This window comes from Cytobacillus spartinae, from assembly GCF_042865285.1.
Taxonomy (GTDB): Bacteria; Bacillota; Bacilli; order Bacillales; family Cytobacillaceae; genus Robertmurraya_A; species Robertmurraya_A spartinae.
Window position 1 is genome coordinate 142,171 of record NZ_JBIACK010000007.1, and the last position, 21,523, is coordinate 163,693.

25 protein-coding genes are annotated in these 21,523 nt (G+C 37.4%); 5 read left to right on the plus strand and 20 right to left on the minus strand.

Annotated elements, in window-relative coordinates; translation table 11 throughout:
- Positions 1 to 101 precede the first annotated feature (101 nt).
- Together ACFYKX_RS14940 and ACFYKX_RS14945 are read right to left on the minus strand one after the other, a co-directional pair.
- The gene (locus ACFYKX_RS14940) at positions 102 to 611 is read right to left on the minus strand and encodes a YwhD family protein (protein WP_389361861.1); all 510 of its coding nucleotides are present in this window, start codon (positions 609 to 611) and stop codon (positions 102 to 104) included.
- Between the two features lie 146 nt (positions 612 to 757).
- Entirely contained in the window at positions 758 to 1,414 is a 657-nt protein-coding gene (locus tag ACFYKX_RS14945) for a site-2 protease family protein (RefSeq protein WP_389361862.1), read from the minus strand.
- A 316-nt stretch (positions 1,415 to 1,730) separates the two neighbouring features.
- Between ACFYKX_RS14945 and ACFYKX_RS14950 the strand changes: the two genes are divergently transcribed.
- On the plus strand, positions 1,731 to 1,916 hold the full coding sequence (locus tag ACFYKX_RS14950; protein WP_389361863.1) for a 2-hydroxymuconate tautomerase: 186 nt from the start codon (positions 1,731 to 1,733) through the stop codon (positions 1,914 to 1,916).
- A 16-nt stretch (positions 1,917 to 1,932) separates the two neighbouring features.
- Here the strand turns inward: ACFYKX_RS14950 and ACFYKX_RS14955 are convergent, their stop codons facing one another.
- The 3 genes from ACFYKX_RS14955 to ACFYKX_RS14965 form a co-directional block, all read right to left on the minus strand.
- Entirely contained in the window at positions 1,933 to 2,445 is a 513-nt protein-coding gene (locus ACFYKX_RS14955) for a YwgA family protein (RefSeq protein ID WP_389361864.1), read from the minus strand.
- A 51-nt stretch (positions 2,446 to 2,496) separates the two neighbouring features.
- Positions 2,497 to 3,795: an HD domain-containing protein gene (locus ACFYKX_RS14960; protein ID WP_389361865.1), complete on the minus strand. Its 1,299-nt coding sequence runs from the start codon at positions 3,793 to 3,795 to the stop codon at positions 2,497 to 2,499.
- A gap of 187 nt (positions 3,796 to 3,982) precedes the next feature.
- Positions 3,983 to 4,207, minus strand: coding sequence for a DUF1450 domain-containing protein (locus ACFYKX_RS14965; protein ID WP_389361866.1), 225 nt, complete (start codon positions 4,205 to 4,207; stop codon positions 3,983 to 3,985).
- Between the two features lie 372 nt (positions 4,208 to 4,579).
- Between ACFYKX_RS14965 and ACFYKX_RS14970 the strand changes: the two genes are divergently transcribed.
- Positions 4,580 to 5,341, plus strand: a complete 762-nt coding sequence (locus ACFYKX_RS14970) for an RsfA family transcriptional regulator (protein WP_389361971.1) — start codon at positions 4,580 to 4,582, stop codon at positions 5,339 to 5,341.
- A 185-nt stretch (positions 5,342 to 5,526) separates the two neighbouring features.
- On the opposite strand, the gene ACFYKX_RS14975 is transcribed toward ACFYKX_RS14970, so the two are convergent.
- Together ACFYKX_RS14975 and pta are read right to left on the minus strand one after the other, a co-directional pair.
- Positions 5,527 to 6,357 (minus strand): lipoate--protein ligase family protein, encoded by an 831-nt coding sequence (locus ACFYKX_RS14975; protein WP_389361867.1) that lies wholly within the window; start codon positions 6,355 to 6,357, stop codon positions 5,527 to 5,529.
- 460 nt (positions 6,358 to 6,817) lie between these two features.
- A complete protein-coding gene (gene pta / locus ACFYKX_RS14980; RefSeq protein WP_389361868.1) occupies positions 6,818 to 7,795 on the minus strand; it encodes a phosphate acetyltransferase in 978 nt (325 codons plus the stop codon).
- Positions 7,796 to 8,182: 387 nt separating this feature from the next.
- Here pta and hemQ point away from each other — a divergent pair, with 387 nt between their 5' ends.
- Both hemQ and gerQ read left to right on the plus strand, forming a co-directional pair.
- Entirely contained in the window at positions 8,183 to 8,932 is a 750-nt protein-coding gene (gene hemQ / locus ACFYKX_RS14985) for a hydrogen peroxide-dependent heme synthase (RefSeq protein WP_389361869.1), read from the plus strand.
- Positions 8,933 to 9,311: 379 nt separating this feature from the next.
- Positions 9,312 to 9,833, plus strand: a complete 522-nt coding sequence (gene gerQ / locus ACFYKX_RS14990; protein ID WP_389361870.1) for a spore coat protein GerQ — start codon at positions 9,312 to 9,314, stop codon at positions 9,831 to 9,833.
- 52 nt (positions 9,834 to 9,885) lie between these two features.
- Here the strand turns inward: gerQ and ACFYKX_RS14995 are convergent, their stop codons facing one another.
- The 4 genes from ACFYKX_RS14995 to ACFYKX_RS15010 all read right to left on the minus strand — a co-directional run bounded on the left by ACFYKX_RS14995 (position 9,886) and on the right by ACFYKX_RS15010 (position 12,435).
- On the minus strand, positions 9,886 to 10,257 hold the full coding sequence (locus ACFYKX_RS14995) for a DUF423 domain-containing protein (protein ID WP_389361871.1): 372 nt from the start codon (positions 10,255 to 10,257) through the stop codon (positions 9,886 to 9,888).
- A gap of 19 nt (positions 10,258 to 10,276) precedes the next feature.
- Positions 10,277 to 10,549 carry a YwdI family protein gene (locus ACFYKX_RS15000; protein WP_389361872.1) on the minus strand — a complete coding sequence of 91 codons (273 nt, stop codon included), beginning with the start codon at positions 10,547 to 10,549 and terminating at the stop codon, positions 10,277 to 10,279.
- Positions 10,550 to 10,992: 443 nt separating this feature from the next.
- Positions 10,993 to 11,673, minus strand: coding sequence for a uracil-DNA glycosylase (locus tag ACFYKX_RS15005; RefSeq protein WP_389361873.1), 681 nt, complete (start codon positions 11,671 to 11,673; stop codon positions 10,993 to 10,995).
- A 12-nt stretch (positions 11,674 to 11,685) separates the two neighbouring features.
- Positions 11,686 to 12,435, minus strand: coding sequence for a DUF4230 domain-containing protein (locus ACFYKX_RS15010; RefSeq protein ID WP_389361874.1), 750 nt, complete (start codon positions 12,433 to 12,435; stop codon positions 11,686 to 11,688).
- A 184-nt stretch (positions 12,436 to 12,619) separates the two neighbouring features.
- Here ACFYKX_RS15010 and ACFYKX_RS15015 point away from each other — a divergent pair, with 184 nt between their 5' ends.
- A complete protein-coding gene (locus tag ACFYKX_RS15015; protein WP_389361875.1) occupies positions 12,620 to 12,973 on the plus strand; it encodes a general stress protein in 354 nt (117 codons plus the stop codon).
- Positions 12,974 to 13,201: 228 nt separating this feature from the next.
- Here ACFYKX_RS15015 and ACFYKX_RS15020 read toward each other — a convergent pair whose 3' ends face one another.
- From ACFYKX_RS15020 to ACFYKX_RS15060, 9 genes are all read right to left on the minus strand, one after another.
- Complete coding sequence (locus tag ACFYKX_RS15020; RefSeq protein ID WP_389361876.1) at positions 13,202 to 14,221, minus strand: thiazole biosynthesis adenylyltransferase ThiF; 1,020 nt, start codon at positions 14,219 to 14,221, stop codon at positions 13,202 to 13,204.
- Positions 14,222 to 14,263: 42 nt separating this feature from the next.
- A complete protein-coding gene (gene moaD / locus ACFYKX_RS15025; RefSeq protein WP_389361877.1) occupies positions 14,264 to 14,497 on the minus strand; it encodes a molybdopterin converting factor subunit 1 in 234 nt (77 codons plus the stop codon).
- Complete coding sequence (locus ACFYKX_RS15030) at positions 14,490 to 14,954, minus strand: molybdenum cofactor biosynthesis protein MoaE (protein ID WP_389361878.1); 465 nt, start codon at positions 14,952 to 14,954, stop codon at positions 14,490 to 14,492. The genes moaD and ACFYKX_RS15030 overlap by 8 nt, the downstream gene beginning before the upstream one ends.
- Positions 14,955 to 15,276: 322 nt before the next feature.
- Complete coding sequence (locus tag ACFYKX_RS15035; RefSeq protein ID WP_389361879.1) at positions 15,277 to 17,196, minus strand: molybdopterin biosynthesis protein; 1,920 nt, start codon at positions 17,194 to 17,196, stop codon at positions 15,277 to 15,279.
- Positions 17,197 to 17,207: 11 nt separating this feature from the next.
- Complete coding sequence (locus tag ACFYKX_RS15040) at positions 17,208 to 18,437, minus strand: molybdopterin molybdotransferase MoeA (protein WP_389361880.1); 1,230 nt, start codon at positions 18,435 to 18,437, stop codon at positions 17,208 to 17,210.
- The gene (gene mobA / locus ACFYKX_RS15045) at positions 18,437 to 19,054 is read right to left on the minus strand and encodes a molybdenum cofactor guanylyltransferase (protein ID WP_389361881.1); all 618 of its coding nucleotides are present in this window, start codon (positions 19,052 to 19,054) and stop codon (positions 18,437 to 18,439) included. Before mobA ends, ACFYKX_RS15040 begins: the two co-directional genes overlap by 1 nt.
- Positions 19,055 to 19,115: 61 nt before the next feature.
- The gene (locus ACFYKX_RS15050; RefSeq protein WP_389361882.1) at positions 19,116 to 19,913 is read right to left on the minus strand and encodes a formate dehydrogenase accessory protein FdhE; all 798 of its coding nucleotides are present in this window, start codon (positions 19,911 to 19,913) and stop codon (positions 19,116 to 19,118) included.
- A 115-nt stretch (positions 19,914 to 20,028) separates the two neighbouring features.
- Positions 20,029 to 20,706 (minus strand): formate dehydrogenase subunit gamma, encoded by a 678-nt coding sequence (locus ACFYKX_RS15055; RefSeq protein WP_389361883.1) that lies wholly within the window; start codon positions 20,704 to 20,706, stop codon positions 20,029 to 20,031.
- On the minus strand, positions 20,699 to 21,520 hold the full coding sequence (locus tag ACFYKX_RS15060) for a 4Fe-4S dicluster domain-containing protein (protein WP_389361884.1): 822 nt from the start codon (positions 21,518 to 21,520) through the stop codon (positions 20,699 to 20,701). The genes ACFYKX_RS15055 and ACFYKX_RS15060 overlap by 8 nt, the downstream gene beginning before the upstream one ends.
- Positions 21,521 to 21,523 lie beyond the last annotated feature (3 nt).

Genomic DNA, 21,523 nt, shown 5'->3' on the forward strand with positions numbered 1-21,523 from the left:
TTATATTTTAGTTTCGAAAAAATTCACATTTTGGTCAAATTATTGGTGGATTTTTCTTTTTCCACTTGCAAATTCCAATTATTTGTTTTTCTAGTAGAAGATTAAATCTTTAAGTCATCCTTTAACTGTTGAGATGCCCTTTCCCACATACCTAAATCATGCTCACGAAGAAACTTTTCTAGGATCGCTTTCGACTTGTTATCCATATGATCTACGATTATATTTCGTTTAATGGACTTATCTAAACGATTGACATGTTCAGGTAGAGATTTATACCCTCTTCTTATCTCACGGTCCACTGTCATCTCACATGCTGTTACTCCAGCATAGTAAGGACCTTCAACTTTACGATCGATCGTTACCCAGATTAACCAATACGGCTTTCCATTTGGAACATCAGCTTTGTTCGGCAAAAATTTTATTCCTTTTTCCACCACGCTTCTAGCATGCATAGCCCCAATATCAACAACAGCTTCTTCAGCATCCACATCAATAATAACAGGCGAAACATTATCCAACGTTAATGTCCCAACCCCAAAGCCACCATGACCATCTGTCGGATCACTTTTAATAATATTAAAGCCTACCTTCTTTTTCTTGTTTTCTTCCATTGTATTTTATCCTCCTTACACAACGCTGTCTTATATATAGACTGTTTTCTCATTGATTGTTATTTGTATATGGCTCTCACCACGGATTCTGCGCTACTTAGTAGCATCTTTTCTTCACTAGATCTAAGAAAGTTTACGAAAAGAGCCTATATAAACAGTTGATAGAAAAATTCATTCAAGCCCCCTAAGACAAAAGGGAGTACGGTATTAAATATAGGTTGTATCGTATATTGATCAAGTGGAGTAATGACTAGAATGATAAAGATGACTACTCCGTATTGTTCAAATTGCGTCATTTTAGCCCGTATATCCGCAGGTGCTAAATCCTCAATGATTCGATATCCATCAAGAGGTGGAAAAGGCAATAGATTAAAGATAAATAATACTCCGTTTAACTGAATAAAAATGTCCATAAATTCTGGGATGTATGATGGTAAGCTTGCAGAAAGTCCTGTCGCAACCATTCCGTACCATACGGCAAACCCTAATGCTACTAGTAGTAAATTACTTAAAGGACCTGCGACCGAAACTAATACACCCGCTAACTTTGGATTTTTAAAGAAAAATCGATTAACCGGTACCGGTCGCGCCCATCCAAAACCTGCAATAAATATGAGGATGGTTCCGAACGGATCTAGGTGGTGAATGGGATTAAGGGTTAATCTTCCTTGATTCTTTGCTGTTGGATCCCCAAATTTATAAGCAACAAAAGCATGAGCAAATTCATGAACGGTAAACGCAACCATTAAAGTAATGGCTACAAATGGAATCTCCCTTAAGGAGAAAGCGAGAAATTGTTCCAACTATCAAAACTCCCTTATTGTTAAAAATAATATATGTAGTTTTTCTTTGATGCTCACCGAAGAAGAATCTTTGACCCTATATTAGAAATATGCCCAAGTAATTGGACTTATTTACAAAACTGTACTTTGCTTCGTTCTTGAAGGCAATATTTGCAATTTTTTCGTGAAAGCTTCTCTAATTAGATAAAACATCCCATTTAAAAGTATACATGAATCTCATCCTAAAGTGAAAAAGTAAGGTGTCTAACCTATTGCGCATTTTCTTAAAATATGAAAAACTGATTCTGCGTATACATACCTAAAGGAGGCAATATCAATGCCATATGTAACAGTAAAAATGCTAGAAGGCCGTACGGAAGAACAAAAGAAAGCATTAGTTGAAAAAGTAACGACTGCGGTAAGTGAAACAACAGGTGCTCCTGAAGAAAAAATCGTGGTTTTTATTGAGGAAATGTCAAAGAATCATTATGCTGTAGCTGGTAAAAGATTAAGTGATCAATAATTCAAAAAGCTAAGCCCTAATTAACAGGCTTAGCTTTCTCTTTTAACTGTTCAATGTATTCGTATGCTTGGTCAATTTCTTCTGACGTGTAACGTTGTTTGCTTTTCAAGGTAGATATTTTTTCTTCCACCTCTTCTTTTGGTAAGCTATCAAAATATAAAACCGTCGAAACAAGTTCAAGGAATCTAGCAGATTGGTCATTCATATCCGTTAAACACCCAGGTAAAGAAGGCATGTCCACTTCGTTTAGACTTAAAAATTCTTTCCCCGTGTCCGTTAATGTGTAACGATATTGAAAATATCCACCCTTTTTTTCTTTCACTTCGTCTAAGAACCCCATATTACAAAGTTCTTCCACACGTAATGTTAATTCTTCGGAATATGGCCCATAAAAATGAAAAGTAAATCTCTCTTGAAAAGGGAAAGTAACTTTTTTAGCAATATATATCATCTTTTGCAGCTTTTTCCGTCCAATAATTTCCCCTGAAGCCGCAAATGCATACATCAATTTAGCGTGATCTTTTAACAAACCTGTCATCTCCTACTCCGTATAGTACGTCACATGTTCTTATGTAGTAGATTAAATTTCTAAGAGTGCACGTATCTGTTTTTTTATATTTTTTTTAGAAGTATCATCTTGAAGCAAGTCATCTGGGAAGTATAATTTATGATCTGTTCTTCTTTTTCCAGAAATACTATCAACAATTTCGGATTCTCTCGATAACTCACGGATTTCTCCATTTTTCATTAACAAATGAATTGGAAGCCTTTCTTCTTCTTCTCCTGGACGATAAAAGTCGTATGGTAAATCAGAAGAAGAATCTACCACTAAATAATATTCTGGATCTAACCCAGCCTTCATAAACAAGCTAGAAAGCTCCGATAGTTTCTTATACTCTTTAGCCGGATCAAACTCTACATATTTAAATAGATTTCTGTTCATGAACCTTTTACATAAGTCGCTTAAGACCGTATCTTCTTCGCTTTCCCACATTTGGAAATAGAAAAGGATAATAGCTTCGTCTAGCTTTAAGTAATCTTCTAGTGTGACCTTTTCCTCGAATAAAGAATAAAAATGGATAGGATCATGCTTGAATGAATAAGATTGCTTATATAAATCTTTTGCTCTATGAAGGATTTTTGTTAAAATAACCTCTGCACTTCTTGTTACAGGATGAAAATACACTTGCCAATACATTTGATAACGACTCATGATGTAGTCCTCTACGGCATGCATCCCACTTTGCTTAATGACCACTTGATCTTCCCTAGGGCGCATTACACGTAGAATTCGCTCCATATCAAAATGACCATAGCTTACCCCTGTAAAATAAGCATCCCTTTGCAGATAATCCATGCGATCCGCATCAATTTGGCTTGAGATTAAGCTAATAACCAGCTTGTTTTTGTATGTTTTCCCGATTACTTCTGCCACTTTCTTCGGAAAGCTAGCATGAACCCTTGATAGTACTTTATTTACTTCGGTATCACCTAAAATAATTTCTTGCGTGAAGTTTTCATGATCGAGGTCAAAAACTTTTTCAAAAGAGTGGGAAAATGGACCATGTCCTAAATCATGTAGAAGCGCTGCACATAGAGATAGAAGTCGTTCTTCTTCATCCCATTCAGCTCTGTCTCGAAAAACATCATCCACAATTCTACGGATAATTTCATATACTCCTAGAGAATGGTTAAATCGACTGTGCTCTGCTCCGTGAAAGGTTAAATAGGTTGTTCCCAGCTGTTTAATTCTTCTGAGTCTCTGGAACTCTCTTGTACCAATTAGATCCCATATAACTCTATCGCGAACATGTACGTAGCGGTGAACAGGATCTTTAAAAACCTTCTCTTCACTCAATTTTTCTGCAGAGTATCCCATCTTTTACCCTCTTCCTAAATCATCTTGGTTATTATTATAGCCCGATTTTTTCTTCAAATCATCATTGAATCTAAAAAAATTCACTAGATTTTGACAAATTGCGTCAATGGCAAGGTTTATGTCTGAAAATAAAATTCGACAAGCTTAGAAAATAAAAAATCACCTTCAGTGACGCAAAGGCGATTTTTTATTTTTTTAGCTTTTTATTAATTTTCTCCATTAATTCCTCTTCTGTTAAAGCAGCTAACGGACGATTATTGACAAATGCAAACGTCTTTTTTCTGCCGGGACCACAATAGGATTGACAACCAATTTCAACTTTAGCTTCTGGATCAATCTCGTTCAGTCGGGGTATTAATGTTTTTAAATTAACAGCTTGACAATCGTCGCAAACCCGAAATTCGTTTGCCATTTAGCTAACAACCCTTTCTTCGGTGTAACTCGCATGCAGTTACGTAAATTTACTTCCATAGGTGATGTTAGATTCTCGTATTTCACTTTAGAATCTTCCATATCGTTTAACATCATCAAAACTTATATAAATAACAACCAACACTTTGGTTTTTATAGTCTACACGGTATTTTACAGTTTCTTTCCCTCTATTGCAAGTTGTAAAAAATGCATGAAAAAATGACGAAGAAATCCTTACTTTCTATTGATTTCTTTTTTTATGGAAAAAATCTACTATCCTTTTAAACACTTTTGTATATATTCTTGAAATTTTGGTCATCCTTAGACTAGAACATTTAATTAAATGGAAAATATATAGGGAGTTGAGGAATGATGAAAATTCGTCAAGACGCATGGACGGATGAAAATGATTTATTACTAGCTGAAACTGTACTTAGACATGTTAGAGAAGGGAGTACCCAGCTTAATGCTTTTGAGGAAGTAGGGGACAAGCTGAACCGTACTTCTGCAGCATGTGGTTTCCGCTGGAATGCAGTTGTTAGACATCGTTATGAGAAAGCTCTTCAACTAGCGAAAAAACAAAGAAAGCAACGTCAAAGAATACTAGGAAAAGATCAAGGTGGAAAGAAGAAGCTATTATATTCTCCACCAGTTCCTTCTATGGAAGAAGTCGAACATTTTACTGAAACAGTGGAATATGAAGAGCCAATCTTCACGCAAGAATTTGCTGAAGAGTTTGAGACCACTACTGAGGTGGCTACATCTAATCCTAGCCCTGTCTCAATGCCGGCAGCACAGAGTACACCACCAACAACAATGCATCGAGAACTTAATCTCGATACAGTCATTTCTTATTTACAGAGCTTAAAAGGGTCAACATTCCAAGTTGATATTCTAAAAAACGAGAATGAAAGATTGAAGCGAGAAATTGCTCAAATCTCAAGTCGTAATAAAGATTTAGAAGAAAAGGTTGGTCATTTAGAACAAAATTCCGTTATGATTCAAGAAGATTACGAGACGTTAATGAAGATTATGAATCGTGCAAGAAAGCTTGTGTTGTTTGATGAGGAAGAACGACCAGCTACAAAGTTTAAAATGGATCGCAATGGAAATTTAGAAAAGGTTGCTGAATAAACAATTAATAAACTAGTTCTGGTTTTCTCTTATACTATATTTAATTGATGGTTTCCTAAGGCTATTTTGTAAAAAAAGCCTATATCATATAGATAGATGGAGAAGGAGAAAGGCAACAACATTTTATTAAGAAAAGCCGTTAACCAATTAAGGTTACGGCTTTTCTGTTGGGCTTGTCACAAACTCTACTTATCATTTAATATTTTTTCATTACGCTCAATAACTCGTTTTGTATAGCCTTCTAATAAAACAAGTTCATCTTCTGTCAAATCTCCCGCAAAAATAGCATCACTCTTTGCTTTTAAAACTGTTAAAAAACGGAGCATGACGTCTTGAATCGTTAATTCTACTTCAAGGAGTTCCGATAAAGAGGACATGACCTCTGGATTTACCTCTGGATATTCATATTTCGTATCACTAGTCTGTTTTGCAAGTGCATAGAATTTTTTTACAAGCTCGGCCCTTTGACTTCCACTACCGGAAACACACAAATAAATTTGTACAGCTACCCCATTTCGAAGTCTACGTTGTGAAATACCCGCGAATTTTTTCCCATTTATACTAAGGTCATAGCTTCCAGGACAGTATGACCCAACAATTTCTCTAGCTTCAATTTCCTTACTAAAATCTGAGAACATTTCTTTAATTAGTTCCCACATAGCTTCATAGCCTCTATTAATATCTATTCCTTTTTCTTCCTCACGAAATATAAGAGATAGATTTAAAACTCCTTCGTCTAGTACAACGGCTAATCCACCTGAGTTTCTAACTAAGTAATCGTAACCCTGTTCTTTTATATAGGTTAATCCTTTTTCTAAAAAAGGAAGCTTTGAATCCTGAATCCCTAACACAATGGTAGGCGGGTGCACCCAAGCACGTGCTGTTGATGGAGCAGTAGCCGACCCAACAGAAGCACAGAGTGTATCATCCATTCCGAACGATTGCAGAGCATGTAAATGCAATCCTACCGATGACTGATCAATCACTCTCCATTGCTCTTGAAACAACAGACTCATGGTTATTTCTCCTTCTAAACTTTATATTAAGCTGTTTTCGCATTGATTGTTACTATTCATGGTACCTTTTCTACGAAGAATTAAATACGCACAATACTACTTCAAAAACAGTTAAAGTATTTAAATAGCAACAAAGTTAACGAAAAGAGCCTTATATTAAAATGTAAAAAATACAACTTATTATAGCATGTTTTTGCTGTTCGCTAATAAGGTAGCGATTATACATAAATTTAAAAGAGCCAGATACGATAGTCTGACTCTTTTAGAGAAAAATTCATTTATAAAACCCTGTTTTTGCACGAACAAGACTTCCAAACTGCCTACAAAAATAAGATATCGAACAAATTAGAGATTTTATCTAACAAATTTCAATATATATGCACGAATTCCTGAAAGATATGCACGAATTTTTACATATATCGATTATTCGACAAATACAATCTATCCCCGAAAGTCTACCTTATTGCTTAAGAGCTTGAGCAGCTGTAATCAATGAAAGCTTGTAGACATCTTCTTCGTTACAACCTCTTGATAAATCATTAACAGGTTGATTTAACCCTTGAAGAATTGGTCCAACTGCTTCAAAATTCCCAAGACGCTGGGCAATTTTATATCCAATATTCCCTGCTTCAAGGCTTGGGAAAATAAAGACGTTGGCATCTCCCTGAATAGGTGAATCTGGTGCTTTCTTTTTTGCTACAGATGGAACAAAAGCAGCATCAAATTGGAATTCCCCATCTATGACAAGAAGAGGATCTCTTAATTTTGCTTCTTCTAGTGCCGCTGATACTTTATCCGTTTCTGGTGATTTGGCAGATCCTTTTGTTGAGAAGCTAAGCATCGCAACTCTTGGATCAATGTCAAACATTTTTGCTGTTTTCGCACTTTCTATAGCGATTTCAGCTAAGTCCTTGCTATCAGGTGAAATATTGATAGCACAGTCAGCAAATACGTATTTCTCATCTTCACGCACCATGATGAAAACACCTGATGTTTTTCTGACTCCTTCTTTCGTTTTGATAATTTGAAGAGCAGGGCGAACGGTATCCGCTGTTGAATGAGCAGCGCCGCTCACTAACCCATCGGCTTTATTGGAATAAACGAGCATCGTACCAAAATAATTTTCATCTAATAGAATCTTCTGTGCGTCTTCCTCAGTCACTTTGCCTTTTCTTCTTTCTACAAATGAAGCTACAAGAGCGTCCATCATTGCAAAATTGGCTGGGTCATATATCTCTACAGACTCTAATCCTACATTTAAACCTTCCGCTTTTTGGCTGATTTCTTCAATATTTCCTACTAGAATCGGTGTTAAAATTCCCTCTGCAGCCAAGCGCCCTGCCGCAGAAATAATTCGTTCATCTAATCCTTCAGGAAAAACAATTTTCAAGTTGTTTCCCGATACTTTATTTTTTAAGCCTTCAAATAAATCACTCATCACGAATCCTCCTTTTTCCTCTACTTCTAGGATACTCCTCCACTATAGAATTTCAAGATTGGTATCGCTTACAGGTGAAATGTCTTTCTTTTCTAAAGATTGAAACCCTTATCATTCATTAAATTCCATTCAAAACATTTTTAATATCCACTACTTTTTTACAAAATATCCTTTTTAAGAAGATTCTATACGGAAAAAGTTGTCACATTTTCGTGTTTTATTCACACGTTTCATGGTGAAACTATGATATAGTATTCATGTATTTGCCAAAGGATGGTTTCATAACCAAACGATTTTTAACCTATGAACGTACATATTTAGGCAAGATTCTATTGGTATTAATCGATTTATGAAACTCGTTGAAATTTATTTTTAGGAGTGATTTGAATGAGTGAAGCAGCACAAACGCTTGACGGGTGGTATTGTCTTCATGATTTCCGTACCGTAGATTGGACAACATGGAAGATGCTACCTAGTGAAGAAAGACAAGAGGCTATCAACGAATTTTTAGGTTTAGTTGAAAAATGGAATAAAACGCAAAGCAACAAAGAAGGCAGTCATGCATTATATACAATTGTTGGTCAAAAAGCAGATTTTATGATGATGATTTTACGACCAACTATGGAAGAATTAAATGAAATTGAGACAGAATTCAATAAATCAAAGTTAGCTGAGTTTACAATTCCAGCGCACTCTTATGTTTCTGTTGTTGAATTAAGTAACTACCTACCAGCAGGTCAAAATCCATATGAAAACCCAGAAATTTTAGCGCGCCTTTACCCGACTCTACCAAAGGCAAAGCATGTATGTTTCTATCCTATGGATAAGCGTCGTCAAGGTACTGATAACTGGTATATGCTTCCGATGGAAGACCGCCGCAACATGATGCGTAGCCACGGAATGATTGGTCGTGGATATGCAGGAAAAGTAAAACAAGTCATCACAGGATCTGTTGGATTTGATGATTATGAGTGGGGCGTAACGTTATTCTCTGATGAGGTACTTCAATTCAAAAAACTTGTTTATGAAATGCGTTTTGATGAAGTAAGTGCTCGCTTTGGAGAATTCGGAGCATTCTTCGTAGGAAATCTTCTAGAAGAAGAAGCGGTACATAAGTTTTTACACGTTAATGAATAATATTTCTGTGCTCTCAGCTATTTGCTGGGAGCTTTTTTGTGATTAGCATGATTTCCACATAAAAAACGCATGTTTCTAGTACATATACCCCTAAAGCTTAAGGGCTTTATCAAACAAGTTTCCACCTCTCCTAGGTTACGATTAAAGCCTTTGTCATAAAGCGTACATCTCCTACATATCTATGAAATAGTGAATGTTTCTAATAATGGTGCCAATCATCATTTCACCACCATACTTGATGACAGCAAAGAGAGGTGAAAGAAAGGCAAAGTTTTTTTGATGTGTAGTCTAGTCTTTGTTAATGATTGTTTCTAGAAGCAGTTTGCGCTTTTAACGAAACGATGGCCTTATAATTAACCATTAATTAGGAGGGGTTCTATTGTCACAATATGGCACGAATGCAAATAGACAATACGGTTATCAACAACCTGCACAAAACTATGGAGCAGGAGCAACAGGCCAAGTACCTACATATGGTACACAGCCACAAAAAACTGGATATGGCAGCCAGCCGGTTTATCCAACTGCACCAGCTACAACTTATATACCACCTGCTGGAGGGGCTCCAGGATTCCCAGGTGCAGTTGCACCAACACCAGCGCCTCAAATACCTGGTATGCTTCCTTTAGAACAATCGTATATTGAAAACATTTTACGATTGAATAAAGGGAAGTTAACGACTGTTTATACGTTATTTGAAACAACAGACGAATCTTTTGCTAGAACTTTCAAGGGGATCATTGAAGCAGCTGGTAGGGACCACTTAATTTTAAGTGACCCTCAAACTGGAATGAGATATTTAATTCCAATGGTTTACTTTGCATATGCAACGTTTGATGAAGAATTAGAATATGATTACCCATTTGGGGTACCAGGGATGACAACTTATACACCTAGATAATAGTGTGTAAATGAAAAGGAGCCTGACATCGTGTCAGAGCTCCTTCTTATTATTATAAATACTTTACGGCAGCTATGATGATTAGAATCCAAGCAGCTAAAAATGAGACTCCACCTAAAGGAGTAATCGCTCCTAAAACACCAATTTTTGTTAAAGTAAGGACATACAAACTACCTGAAAATAAAATAATGCCAATTAACATTAACCACCCAGACCATGACAGCAGTGCACTAGTAGGCAGTTTTCCTAATAATACCCCTATAATTAAAAGTCCCGTTGCGTGAAACATCTGGTAGGTTACCCCAGTCTTCCAAATATCTAAATACTTCGGTTCCACTTTTCCTTCAAGCCCATGTGCGCCAAATGCTCCTAATGCTACAGATAAAAAAGCATTTATTGCTCCTAAAATAATAAATAATTTCATCTTGTTTTGACCCCTTTCGTTAAAAATCAAATAATGACTCTCCATTTGATTGATCGTCTATTTCCATCCGCTTGGTTTGTTGTTGAACACTTACGGGTTGTCCTTGTGTGATGGATGTTGAAGTTGCAACTTTCAGTGTGCCCTCCATCTTCACTTGTTCATCAAGGACCAGTTCACATAATGTTTTGATGGCATGAACGCGCTCTCTTATGTGAGCAGAAGATTCACTCCTTTTAGCTTGGGTCATTTCTTGCTCCATTTTTTCAAGCAACTTTCTTACTGGTATACTCAAACTCTTCACCTCTACTCTCAGTATAAACAAACTTTTTTAAATGTATGATGATGATTCCTTATGTAATAACTCCATTAGTAGAGACTATTTTTTCTCAAATCGAAGACATGGTTCCCCTGAAGCCTTTAAGACTTCTACAGAAGGAAACTGTCTTGTTTTAAATTGAAATGCTCTGCATCCCTTTGGAAAATTTGGATCCCAAGTCACGTAAAAGTGTTTACACTTGTAACAATCAATTCTCTCCGTCTTCACATTTGTCATTCCTTTTAAGACTTTTCATTTATATCTGGTTAAGCCCCGTTTCCCTATCTACTAATCTCTCTTTATAAAAGTAACATACCTTCTACTTTAAAGTCTCTCAACAGGTAGGATTGTCGCAATTTGTTGTTTCACGTGAAACAAGTCGAATGCTAGACTCACCATTCGACATGTATCTCCATTCCTTACCTATCTTCTATTTGCCAATCAATCTCTTTCTCGCCCATCTTTCTTAGTAAATCATTGACCTTTGAAAAAGGTTTACTTCCGAAAAAACCTCGATGAGCGGATAATGGACTTGGATGTGGGGATGAAAGGATATAATGCTTTTCTCGATCAATCCATTTCATTTTACTTTGAGCAGGACGTCCCCATAAAATAAAAACAACTGGCTTCTCCCTTTTGTTTAAACTGCTAATTACTTTATCTGTAAACGTCTCCCATCCCTGATCTCGGTGAGAATGGGCTTGCCCAGAACGGACAGTCAAAACCGTATTTAACAACAAAACTCCTTGGTCAGCCCATTTTTTTAGATAGCCATGGCTGGGAATTTCACACCCTATGTCTGCGTTTAGTTCTTTATATATATTAAGTAAAGAAGGCGGAATCTTCTCTCCAGGCTTTACTGAGAAACTTAACCCATGTGCTTGACCTGGACCATGGTAAGGATCCTGACCAAGTATAATAACCTTTACATCATGATAATCAGTATAGTTAAGGGCATTAAAGATTTCATTTCTTTCTGGATATATAAGCTCATTTTGATATTCTTCTTCTAAAAACTGACTCAAACTTTTAAAGTAATTCATTTTAAACTCGTTGCCTACTATTTCATTCCAATTATTTTGTAAAACTTGATAGACCATTCTATTACCTCTTTAATCCTGGAAGTGAATTACGACATCATACCCTACTCTTGAGTAAAACTCTGTTAACATTTTTTCTGCATTTTTCTCAGCGGTTTGAAGTAAACCTTGTGTTAGAGCCTCTTCTACTACCTTATCCTTCGCCTCTTTTGCTAACTCATAGCCTTCATCCCAATTGACTTCTCCTCTAAAAATCCCTTCTACAGAGAAGGTTTGAGCTTGTTCGAAGTCTAAGGATGGGTCTTGAAGGAGTTCTGCTTTTGGAAGTGTAATTTCCAATCTCTTCTCCTCTTCCATAAGCTTTATGTCATCATCCTGCAGCTGTTCTAAATCTACTCCTGCCGTTACCGACCCAGGTATGATTAAAAGAAGCTTTCTTTTGGTACCAGGAATATTTGTACTAATCTCTTTCCCAAATAATTGATTGTCTTCTTTTTCAATCACTGCTTTTACATAAGCTTGAGAAGTTGCAAGGGACGACAAATCCCTTATTTGTTCGACAAAACTTCCCTTCTCTGTATGAACACTACTACTTGTAAAATAAAAAATACTAGCTCCTATTATCGTTCCTATTAAAACTAATAAGATCAAAATTACACTAATCTTTATACTCCAAAGTCTTAACCCTGCTTTTAAATAATGACCTAAGGTAAAGGGTTTACGTTCCATAGCTATTGTACTTGCCGATTGTTGACGGGCCTCTTTTAACTCTTCCATAATAGCCTCTAATTGTGTGAGGATTTCCTCATCTTTTTTTGTCATTCTTTCACGCCTTTCGTCGCTATTACACTCTATTATAAAGTGATAGATGCAAATTTTGTAATCTTTTGCTGAAAAAGAACGAATGGTAGATTTCGTTAAAGTATATAAAAAGATAGTTTAATAGACATGAAATAGGTTATAGAAATAATAGAGGCTTTATTTTAAAAATGAAGGAGGAGATTGTATGTATCATGTACATGTTGTTGAAAATGTCGTACAAGCATCTAATACAGTTGAATCAATGAGGTCTTCAGGTTATGAGCAGAAACAAATTTATATTTTTGCTCATGATAAATATCTTTCTGAACAAATTACGGATGGAACCGATACAGGGGAAGTAGGGATTAAAGAGCAAGGAATTTTTGAATCAATCGGGAATGTGTTTCGAGATAGAGGAGACGAACTCCGATCTAAAATGAGATCGCTCGGATTGAGCCAAGTAGAAGCTGAACAAATGGAAGAAAAGCTGGATGAAGGAAAACTTATACTGATTGGATCTAATCAGGCCGATTCAACTTATAACAGGTATATTTATTAAATTTAATTTCACATAAGAGAGGAAGAAAGAACACCTTCGTTTAAAATCGAAGGTGTTCTTTTAGCCTAGACTGTTTTCGCACTGATTGTTGCTATTCGTATATATTCTTCAACACGGGTTCTGTGCTACTTCGCATCTTTTCTTCGTAGAAGGAAGAAAACAGCACAAGAATCGTTTCAGAAAGTAGTTTGAAGTATTTAAATATCAAAAAAGTTTACGAAAAGAGCCTTAGCCTAATATGCGTTGATAAATGGTTCTTGCGTATGTCATATCCTTTGTGCCATGTATTAAGGCTCGGCCATCACTGAAAATGACTAGGCGTTGATCAGGCATTTCAATGGATAAAAGATATGGATTTCCTTTCACATCATATCCGAGAGATTGTAAACGTCCGCCTAAGTCGTTTAAGTTAATATCAACATTTCCAGGAGGTCTAATTTGTACCGTATCCCGACCACATAAAACGGTTGATTTCATTAGATTATTTTTGTCTAAGTAAGGATAAGTTCGGGAAGTCCCACATGATAAGCAGCCCTCATCCTTTGCTTTGCCCATCTTCATGCTTGTATATTGATTTCGCCATAAGTCAAAGCTTAGAAAGGAGTTTCTAATCGAATCCCAGTCTTCGACCAAAATTTTTAACGCCTCTGCAGTTTGATGAGCAATCACCATCTGAACAGTGGGACCAATAATGCCTGCCGTATCACATGTCATTCCTTGCATCGGAATGGCTTTAAGTAAGCAGTTTAAACATGGTGTTTTGCCTGGAATAATCGTAAAGCTCATTCCATAGCTTCCAACACACGCACCATAAATCCAAGGGATGTTATATTTTTGAGAAATATCATTAATCAACATTCTCGTCTCGAAGTTATCGGTCGAATCAAGAATCAAATCTACTCCAGCTACTAATTCCTCAAACATTTCATAATTGGCGTCTCCAACAATAGAGTTGATTTGTACGCCAGAATTAATAGCTCTCAGCCTTTTTTCCGCAGCAACTGCTTTAGGAAGCTTTTCTATTACGTCTTCTTCCGTATAAAGCTGCTGCCTCTGTAGATTACTAAATTCTACGTAATCTCTATCCACAATGGTGAGCCGTCCAATACCGGCTCTAACCATGGTTTCGGCATTGCTAGAACCAAGAGCGCCTGCGCCAATGATCAACACGTGTTTGGAACTGATCTTTTCTTGTCCTGGTTTGCCTATCGGTGTGAATAAGATTTGTCGAGAGTAGCGCTCATCCATTCATTTGCACCCCCCATCACCTTAAAAACCTTTATACTAGAATCAACCACCGCTTACCGGAGGGATAAAGGCAATTTCATCGCCGGGTTTTATCGTTTCATCATTTGTTGCGAACTCTTCGTTAACCGCAGTCATCACCGTATCTAGCTTGAGTCGATCATATTTTTGTAAAAGGATTTCTTTTACTTCAGCCACTGACTTTCCTGATACATCCATCATAATGAATTCTTCTTCGGTAACGTCTTTTAAATGGGCAAAAAATAAGATTTTATTCATTTAAATCCTTCTCCTCTGGTTTGCCAGTTGGATAGGCTACCGTTTCTAACTGGTTCCCAATCCATTCTTGTCCGTCTTCCCAATGTTCTTTCTTCCAAATCGGCACAATTTCTTTAATTCTTTCAATCGCATATCGGTTTGCTTCATACGCATCTGCCCGGTGAGGGGTAGAAACGGCGATGACTACGGCTACATCGGTAATGTCTAGCTTCCCAACTCGATGAGTAATGGCTACTTTTGATCCAGGCCAACGTTCGCCGATTTCAGTACCGATTTGCTCTAGTTTTTTTACGGCCATTGGCTCGTATGCCTCGTAGATGAGGTAAAGAGTCTTTTTTCCTGCTGTGAGCTCACGTACGGTGCCGATAAAAGTTGTAATGGCACCTGCTTCACGCTGGATGACTTTATCTATGACTTCTTGTATATTAATAGGGTCTTTTGCGATTTCAAAGTTCATTTTTACCCTCCTGGGGAGCTTTTTTCGTTGTCTAGTTCAGATAATCCTGTTGTTGATTTCCGCTACAGGCACTTTCTTTCCTAGGAGGAATGGGGTTCGATTCCTCTTAGGGGAGGGATGTGAGCCTCCTCGGCTTCGCCTGTAGGGTCTCACACTTCCCTCTACATCCCGCAGGAGTCAAGTGCCTTCCGCTCCAATCAACTTAGGTTTTTAAGATTTATAAAAAGTATCACCTTTTGAAATATACATTAATTTAAGCTGTTTTTCGCATAGAATGTTGCAATTCGTAATGGGTCTCCAACACTGATTCTATGAGCCTTAATTAAAAATAAATAGGTTCAGGGTTTTTTATAACTGAGTACCCGCCAATTTGATTAACTTGTGTTTGGAATTGTTCCGACTGAATTATTTCAATTAATGATTTCCCCTGATCACTTTCAAAGAATTCTCTTGTCATTAGTAGATCATAGTTTTCATCTGCTAAGGGGATAAAATCTAGCCCCATTGCTTTTGCAGCAGGGTATATTCCTAGTCCAACGGCATTATTGTTTCCTTTTACTTCTGCGGCTACGCTTAAATGGGAGAACATTTCCCTTTGGTATCCTTTTATTTGATCAGGTGTTATCTCGTTTTCTTTTAGAAGTAGATCAAGTAATATTCTTGTACCTGCCCCTTTTTGACGATTAACGAAGTGCGCCTGCTTTTTAGCAATATCTTTTATATGATTTATTTGAAGAGGGTTTCCTTTTGGTAGAAACCATCCTTGTGTTCGCTTTAAAAATGGATACAGTACAACATCTGCTCCTGATAAAAATCGCTGTACATAGGATACATTATATTGTTTTGTTTCAGGGTCTAAAAGGTGAATACCCGCAATATGGGCCTCCCCTTTTTTGATGGCCATAATTCCTGCCATGCTTCCTACATGGGAGGATATTATTTTAGATGTTACATGGTTTTTCTTTAATTGTGAAGTTAGAAGATCAATCGTTAAATCGTGACTTCCATTAAAAACAATTGCTGACTTTATTTCTTCTACTGGTTTTAAAAGCTCAACCTCTACGATATCACCTTGTTCGAATCCTAGCTGATCGGGGGAAACTACTAATAATCCATCTGCTCGAACCAATGACATCGTGACACCAGCTGCCCTTGTTAATGGGTTGGCAATAAACTCCCCATTTACATAACCAATGTTCATTCTAACAAAATCTTCAGCACCCATAGTGGATACGATTCGTCTTCCTAATTTTACTTTTAATAAAGGTCTACTTGGTTCTGGAATTTGCAAGCACTTGCAAACGAGAGGCCTTACAAACCACTCTAATGCTAAATAGGCGGAGACAGGGTATCCTGGAATTCCGATGACTATCGTTTCATTTATTTTTCCAATAATAACAGGTTTTCCTGGTCTTGTTGCAACTCCATGTGTAAAAACTTCTCCAAGTTCTTCGATAATGTGGACCGTGTAATCCTTCGATCCAGCTGAAGAACCTGCATTAATAACAACGACGTCAGAAGTATTAGCAGCATGTAACAAAGCTTCTTTAATTTTTTCCGGATCATCTTTCACAATAGGAGATAATATCGCTTCGCCTCCCCATTCTGTGATGAAACTGGATATAACCGTGCCATTAAACTCGATTAATTTCCCTGGAGAAGCTGTCTCATAAGGAGTGATCAACTCATTTCCTGTCGGGATCACTGTAACTACCGGTTTTTTAATCACGTCAATCATCGTTGACTGTGATGCTAGCAATACCCCAATATCAACGGGTCTAACGATATGACCTTGAGGGAATAGCATTTCCTCTTGTACAATATCTTCCCCAATTGGTCGGATATGCTGCCAAGGGGATGCTGGTTCGATAATTTCTAGTACATCTTCTGTTATTTCTTCAACATGTTCAATCATAATTACCGCATTGAAAGGTGGCGGAACTTCATTTCCTGTATCTACATAGACAAAATCTTCATTTCGTTTTAGCTGAATAGGGTTCTGCTCGTGGGCTAGGTAAGTAGCCTCGGCTATTACGGCAATCCCATCCATGGCAGACGCATGGTAGTGAGGCATTGAATTGGTTGCATAAATAGGTTCTGCTGTCACTCTTCCAAGGGCATCAGCACTGTAAATTCTTTCTGTTTCCATCCTTGGTTTAAAATGAGCTAGCATTTCCTCTCTTGCAAAACCTCGAGGTTTATCTTGAAGATAAATTTTTCGTTTATACTGTTTGTTAACCATATTTCCTCACCTTACTGAAATAGTCTAATTGGTACTAAGTCCCCTTTATAAACTCCTTCGTTTTCTGAAGAAATCTCTATCATTCCTTCACTTTTTACAAGTGTCGAGATGAGACCGGATTTTCCTAAGATTGGTTCTGCATACCACTCTTGATCTTTTTCAAAAAGCCTTACTCGCACAAAGTCTGTTCTTCCAGGAGCAGATGGAATGTTTTTGGTTACCCTAGCAAACGTTAATTGTTTTTCTTCTAATTCCATTCCCTGTAGTCGGTCCAGAATGGCTTTTCCAAACAAATGAAAAATAATCATGGCCGAAGCTGGATGACCTGGTAAGCCTATTACGGGCTTGCCATTTGCGTTTGATAGGATCGTAGGCTTTCCTGGCTTAATAGATATGCCATGAACATACACACCTGGATCACCGAGTGACTGGATTACGTCGACAGAATAATCCTTTGTTCCAACAGAACTACCTCCAGATAGAACCAAGCAATCTACCTTTTCAATCATGTCGCGTACCCTTCTCTCAAGCTCTGCTTGATCGTCCTTAACAACTCCACCATAGAGAAAGGTCATTCCCCATTGAGCCACTTGGGATCCGATGGTGATGCCATTCATATCACGAACTTGACCCAATTCTAATGCTTCCGTCTCCATTGGCATGATTTCGTCCCCAGAAGATAGATAACCGATAATCGGTTTTCTAAACACAGCTACTTCAATAATTCCTTGTGAAGCTAGTGCTCCTAACTCTTGTGGACGTAGTTTTGTACCTTTGGAGAGAAGAACATTCCCTCTTCTTAAATCTTCTCCTATTGCAATGACATTTTCATTTGGTGCGATTTGACGGTATACATTAAGCAACCCACTGATATCCTCGCAGTGCTCAATCATGATAACAGAATCACTTCCCTCAGGAAGCATTCCCCCAGTAGGAACATACATCGCTTCTCCCATTTGAATCATTCTCGAAGGAGTCTCCCCCATCTTTACTTCTCCAATTAGATTCAAAAAACCTGGCATGCTTTCAGAGGATCCAAACGTATCTGCTGCTTTAACTGCATATCCATCAACGGATGATCTACGGAAATTCGGTACATTCTCTTTTACTTCTATATCTTCAGCTAAAACGAAATGAAGCGCTTCGAAAAGTGGCTTCGAGACTTTTTCCGATAAAGGAGTAATATTTTCGTTTATTAATTGAAACGTCTCTTCTACTGACTTTACTTGGAAAAATTTCATTAGGACTCTCTGCTTTCTTTTGAACGATTTTTAAACATATTGATAGCATTCTCGTACTCATTTGGATGATTCATATTATAGAAAAAGGTCTCATCAAGCCTGATACCAAGATTCTCAAATTCATCATCCTTAACAATCTTAACGTGAATATGTTGTAAAATAGCTCTAATTTTAAGCTGATTTTCTTGAATTGCTCTTTCTACTTCTCCTTTCACTTCCTTGCGATAGGCCGCAAAAAGAGGATGTAGTTGTCCAGCAATCTCAGGAACAGCAGCTTGATATTGAGCCAATTTTTGTAGCAGTAGTTTTCCAAACTGATAGGATATAAAAGGCATGTCACAAGCAACAACAATATTCTTTTCCGTTTTGGATGCGGTTAGCCCTGCATGAATACCAGCAAGAGGCCCCATCCCCTTCCAGTGATCTTCAACCATTGGTAAGTTTAAAAACGCATAATCTTCAAATGAGTTTGTTACGATGATGATTTCGTCTACTATTTTCCTAAGTTCTGTAACGACTCTTTCGACTGTTGTTACACCATTAATTTTCAGCAGAGCTTTGTTTGTGCCCATGCGACTTGATTTTCCACCTGCTAAAATAATTCCTGTTGCTTGCATGTCGATTACACACCTCCTAAGAACAACTTAGAAACCACCGTTAAACTAATAATACCTTAGTTTAATGAGTGTCTTTTCCTTCTGTGATTCCGTACCCATTTTCTTGAGCGATATAGTCTAAATGGATCGTTTTAATATCTAATAGTTGTGGAGATTCTTTTTTAATCATTCTACGGACATCAATCACCTTTGTATACCCGTTACATTTATGGCAAACATGGATCTGCGTCTTTTCATCGCCTTCAATGGTTAAAATCTCTAAGTCTGCATGTTCCTCTGTTTTGCAGTGTGCACAGCTTATTTTTTTCTCTTCCCATGTAAAATCACAGCGTGGACAAGTAAGTTCTTTCTTTCCTGATTTACTAATGACAGCTAAGCGAGCTGGTTCTCCACATGTTGGACAGCCTGTGCATGAATCTACTTCCTTTATTGTTTCCTTAACTTCAGAAGATATTTTTCTTAGAAAAGGACGAACGGCATGTTCTGCTAGAAATAAGCCAAGCCAATCTTCAACTTCAAGGTCTTGAGCATACTGTTCAAAGTAGTAGATGTTAACAGCAATCGCTTCTTTAGACCATCTTTGAAGTACTTCATCCGAAAGGGTGCTTTCAATTTTATTTATATCATCGGTAACCGCTGGTTGATGTTCTTTGAGTAAATGACTTAGTTCTAATATAAAGGATTTGAATTTATCTAGATTAATCGTCAGGTCTAGCTGTGGGATAATCGGATATTGTTTCAAACCTGAGATGACATCGGCGTTCGTAAGAGCTTCCACTTCTAACTGATTGCTCCAGTTTTCGCTTAAAACTTGGATTCGTTCTTCTAGTTGTTCATAATCATTTGTTAAAACACTCATTTCTTAATCACCTCTTGCATTTGATAAAATAGAGAGGAAAGGCTACCCAATACGCTGGGTAGCTCTTTCCTTTTATGGGGTTCAGATTGATTCATTTGATATAGCGCTAAATAAATTAACTTGTTTTCTTTTTAGGTTGTTTTTCTTTTTGAAGTTCATCATACCAACGGCCATGGTGTGCTTTCGCAAAATCCTCTGGAATATCCCCTTTGACCATTCCTCTGAAGGCAGCTTTTGATCCGGGATGACCAATAGATAGGTAGATATGTCCAACCACTACTGCTGCAGACAAGCCCAGTCCAATATTATGAATTGGATACGCCCACATAACAGCTCCTTGTGGGAAAAATTGCGGGAACCACATAATCACCCCTGAGGCGATTAACATGACAGTCGTCACGATAATAAGTAAAGAGTTTACTTTTTCCCCAGCATTGTAAAAGTCTTGTTTAGGAGTCTTTGGATGTCCTCCGAAAAACTCTTTCGGAAATGCTTTTAAAAATTCAATATCATCTTTTCGCCATGTGAAAATTTGTTTAATCCAGTGAAAAAAGCTCTTCGGATCAGCGATTAAGATAAAGACAATAGGTAAGATAAAGATTACCGCAAAAATACGGTGAACCAACCTTGCACCTTCTGGACCTCCGAATAATACATATAACCAATCGAAGAATTCAGTGTACATAGGAAGAGCTGAGATATAGAGTACGAAAAATGCTAGTGCATTTACCCAATGGGCAATGATGACAGGTTTACTAAAACGCTTTACCATCTTTTGTTTACCCTTACTCATGGTTATCTTCTCCTCCTTTATGATCACCTTTATCCTTCTTAACAGCGTTCGCAATGACAGCACCTACAACCGCCATAGTAGTTACACCGAACATCGCTTTTCCAAGTGGCTGAGCATAGTCCTTCCAAACGACTTGAGATAGTGGAATTTTTGGATCTTCTGGAAGACCGTACACAGATGGCTTATCAGCTAATAAGTAGACAGTTGTTGTTCCTTCAATACCTTGTGGATTATACACATTTGCATTAGGGAATCTGTCTTTGATTTTCGCTAATCGTTTGTTTGCTTCCGATAATACCTTTTCTTTTTCGTCATAAATCAGACAGTCCGTATGGCACGCTGTTACACAAGCTGGCTGTAATCCTTCTTCTAGACGATCTGTACAAAGTGTACATTTTTGTGCTTTGCGGTACTCTTTGCCATTCTTATCTTTGTAAGTTGCTAGTTTCACAACATCGAATGTACAGTTCTCTACACAGTAGCCACATCCAACGCATTTATCTGCATTAATGACAACAGATCCAAACTTCGTATGACTAATCGCGTCTTCAGGACAAGCTTTTTCACAAGCCGCTTGCACACAGTGAAGGCAAGATTGATGTCTAAATAACCATTCAAATCCTCCATTAGAAGTTTCTTGCTCATTAAAGGTAATCACATTCCATGTATTAGCCGTTAAGTTTTCGTGAGATTGATAGCTTCCAAGGAATCCTTCTGGTTCTGCAGGAAGGTCATTCCAGTTTTTACAAGCTACCATACAAGCACGGCACCCATCACATTTTGTAACGTCTACAAACTTAATATAATCTGCCATTCG

Excerpts from the sequence above, each read along its gene's own strand:
- ACFYKX_RS14940 (WP_389361861.1), bottom strand. The coding sequence starts at position 611 with ATGGAAGAAAACAAGAAAAAGAAGGTAGGCTTTAATATTATTAAAAGT.
- ACFYKX_RS14950 (WP_389361863.1), top strand. The coding sequence starts at position 1,731 with ATGCCATATGTAACAGTAAAAATGCTAGAAGGCCGTACGGAAGAACAA.
- ACFYKX_RS14960 (WP_389361865.1), bottom strand. The coding sequence starts at position 3,795 with ATGGGATACTCTGCAGAAAAATTGAGTGAAGAGAAGGTTTTTAAAGAT.
- ACFYKX_RS14965 (WP_389361866.1), bottom strand. The coding sequence starts at position 4,207 with ATGGCAAACGAATTTCGGGTTTGCGACGATTGTCAAGCTGTTAATTTA.
- ACFYKX_RS14970 (WP_389361971.1), top strand. The coding sequence starts at position 4,580 with ATGAAAATTCGTCAAGACGCATGGACGGATGAAAATGATTTATTACTA.
- ACFYKX_RS14975 (WP_389361867.1), bottom strand. The coding sequence starts at position 6,357 with ATGAGTCTGTTGTTTCAAGAGCAATGGAGAGTGATTGATCAGTCATCG.
- pta (WP_389361868.1), bottom strand. The coding sequence starts at position 7,795 with ATGAGTGATTTATTTGAAGGCTTAAAAAATAAAGTATCGGGAAACAAC.
- hemQ (WP_389361869.1), top strand. The coding sequence starts at position 8,183 with ATGAGTGAAGCAGCACAAACGCTTGACGGGTGGTATTGTCTTCATGAT.
- ACFYKX_RS14995 (WP_389361871.1), bottom strand. The coding sequence starts at position 10,257 with ATGAAATTATTTATTATTTTAGGAGCAATAAATGCTTTTTTATCTGTA.
- ACFYKX_RS15005 (WP_389361873.1), bottom strand. The coding sequence starts at position 11,673 with ATGGTCTATCAAGTTTTACAAAATAATTGGAATGAAATAGTAGGCAAC.
- ACFYKX_RS15010 (WP_389361874.1), bottom strand. The coding sequence starts at position 12,435 with ATGACAAAAAAAGATGAGGAAATCCTCACACAATTAGAGGCTATTATG.
- ACFYKX_RS15015 (WP_389361875.1), top strand. The coding sequence starts at position 12,620 with ATGTATCATGTACATGTTGTTGAAAATGTCGTACAAGCATCTAATACA.
- ACFYKX_RS15020 (WP_389361876.1), bottom strand. The coding sequence starts at position 14,221 with ATGGATGAGCGCTACTCTCGACAAATCTTATTCACACCGATAGGCAAA.
- moaD (WP_389361877.1), bottom strand. The coding sequence starts at position 14,497 with ATGAATAAAATCTTATTTTTTGCCCATTTAAAAGACGTTACCGAAGAA.
- ACFYKX_RS15030 (WP_389361878.1), bottom strand. The coding sequence starts at position 14,954 with ATGAACTTTGAAATCGCAAAAGACCCTATTAATATACAAGAAGTCATA.
- ACFYKX_RS15035 (WP_389361879.1), bottom strand. The coding sequence starts at position 17,196 with ATGGTTAACAAACAGTATAAACGAAAAATTTATCTTCAAGATAAACCT.
- ACFYKX_RS15040 (WP_389361880.1), bottom strand. The coding sequence starts at position 18,437 with ATGAAATTTTTCCAAGTAAAGTCAGTAGAAGAGACGTTTCAATTAATA.
- mobA (WP_389361881.1), bottom strand. The coding sequence starts at position 19,054 with ATGCAAGCAACAGGAATTATTTTAGCAGGTGGAAAATCAAGTCGCATG.
- ACFYKX_RS15050 (WP_389361882.1), bottom strand. The coding sequence starts at position 19,913 with ATGAGTGTTTTAACAAATGATTATGAACAACTAGAAGAACGAATCCAA.
- ACFYKX_RS15055 (WP_389361883.1), bottom strand. The coding sequence starts at position 20,706 with ATGAGTAAGGGTAAACAAAAGATGGTAAAGCGTTTTAGTAAACCTGTC.
- ACFYKX_RS15060 (WP_389361884.1), bottom strand. The coding sequence starts at position 21,520 with ATGGCAGATTATATTAAGTTTGTAGACGTTACAAAATGTGATGGGTGC.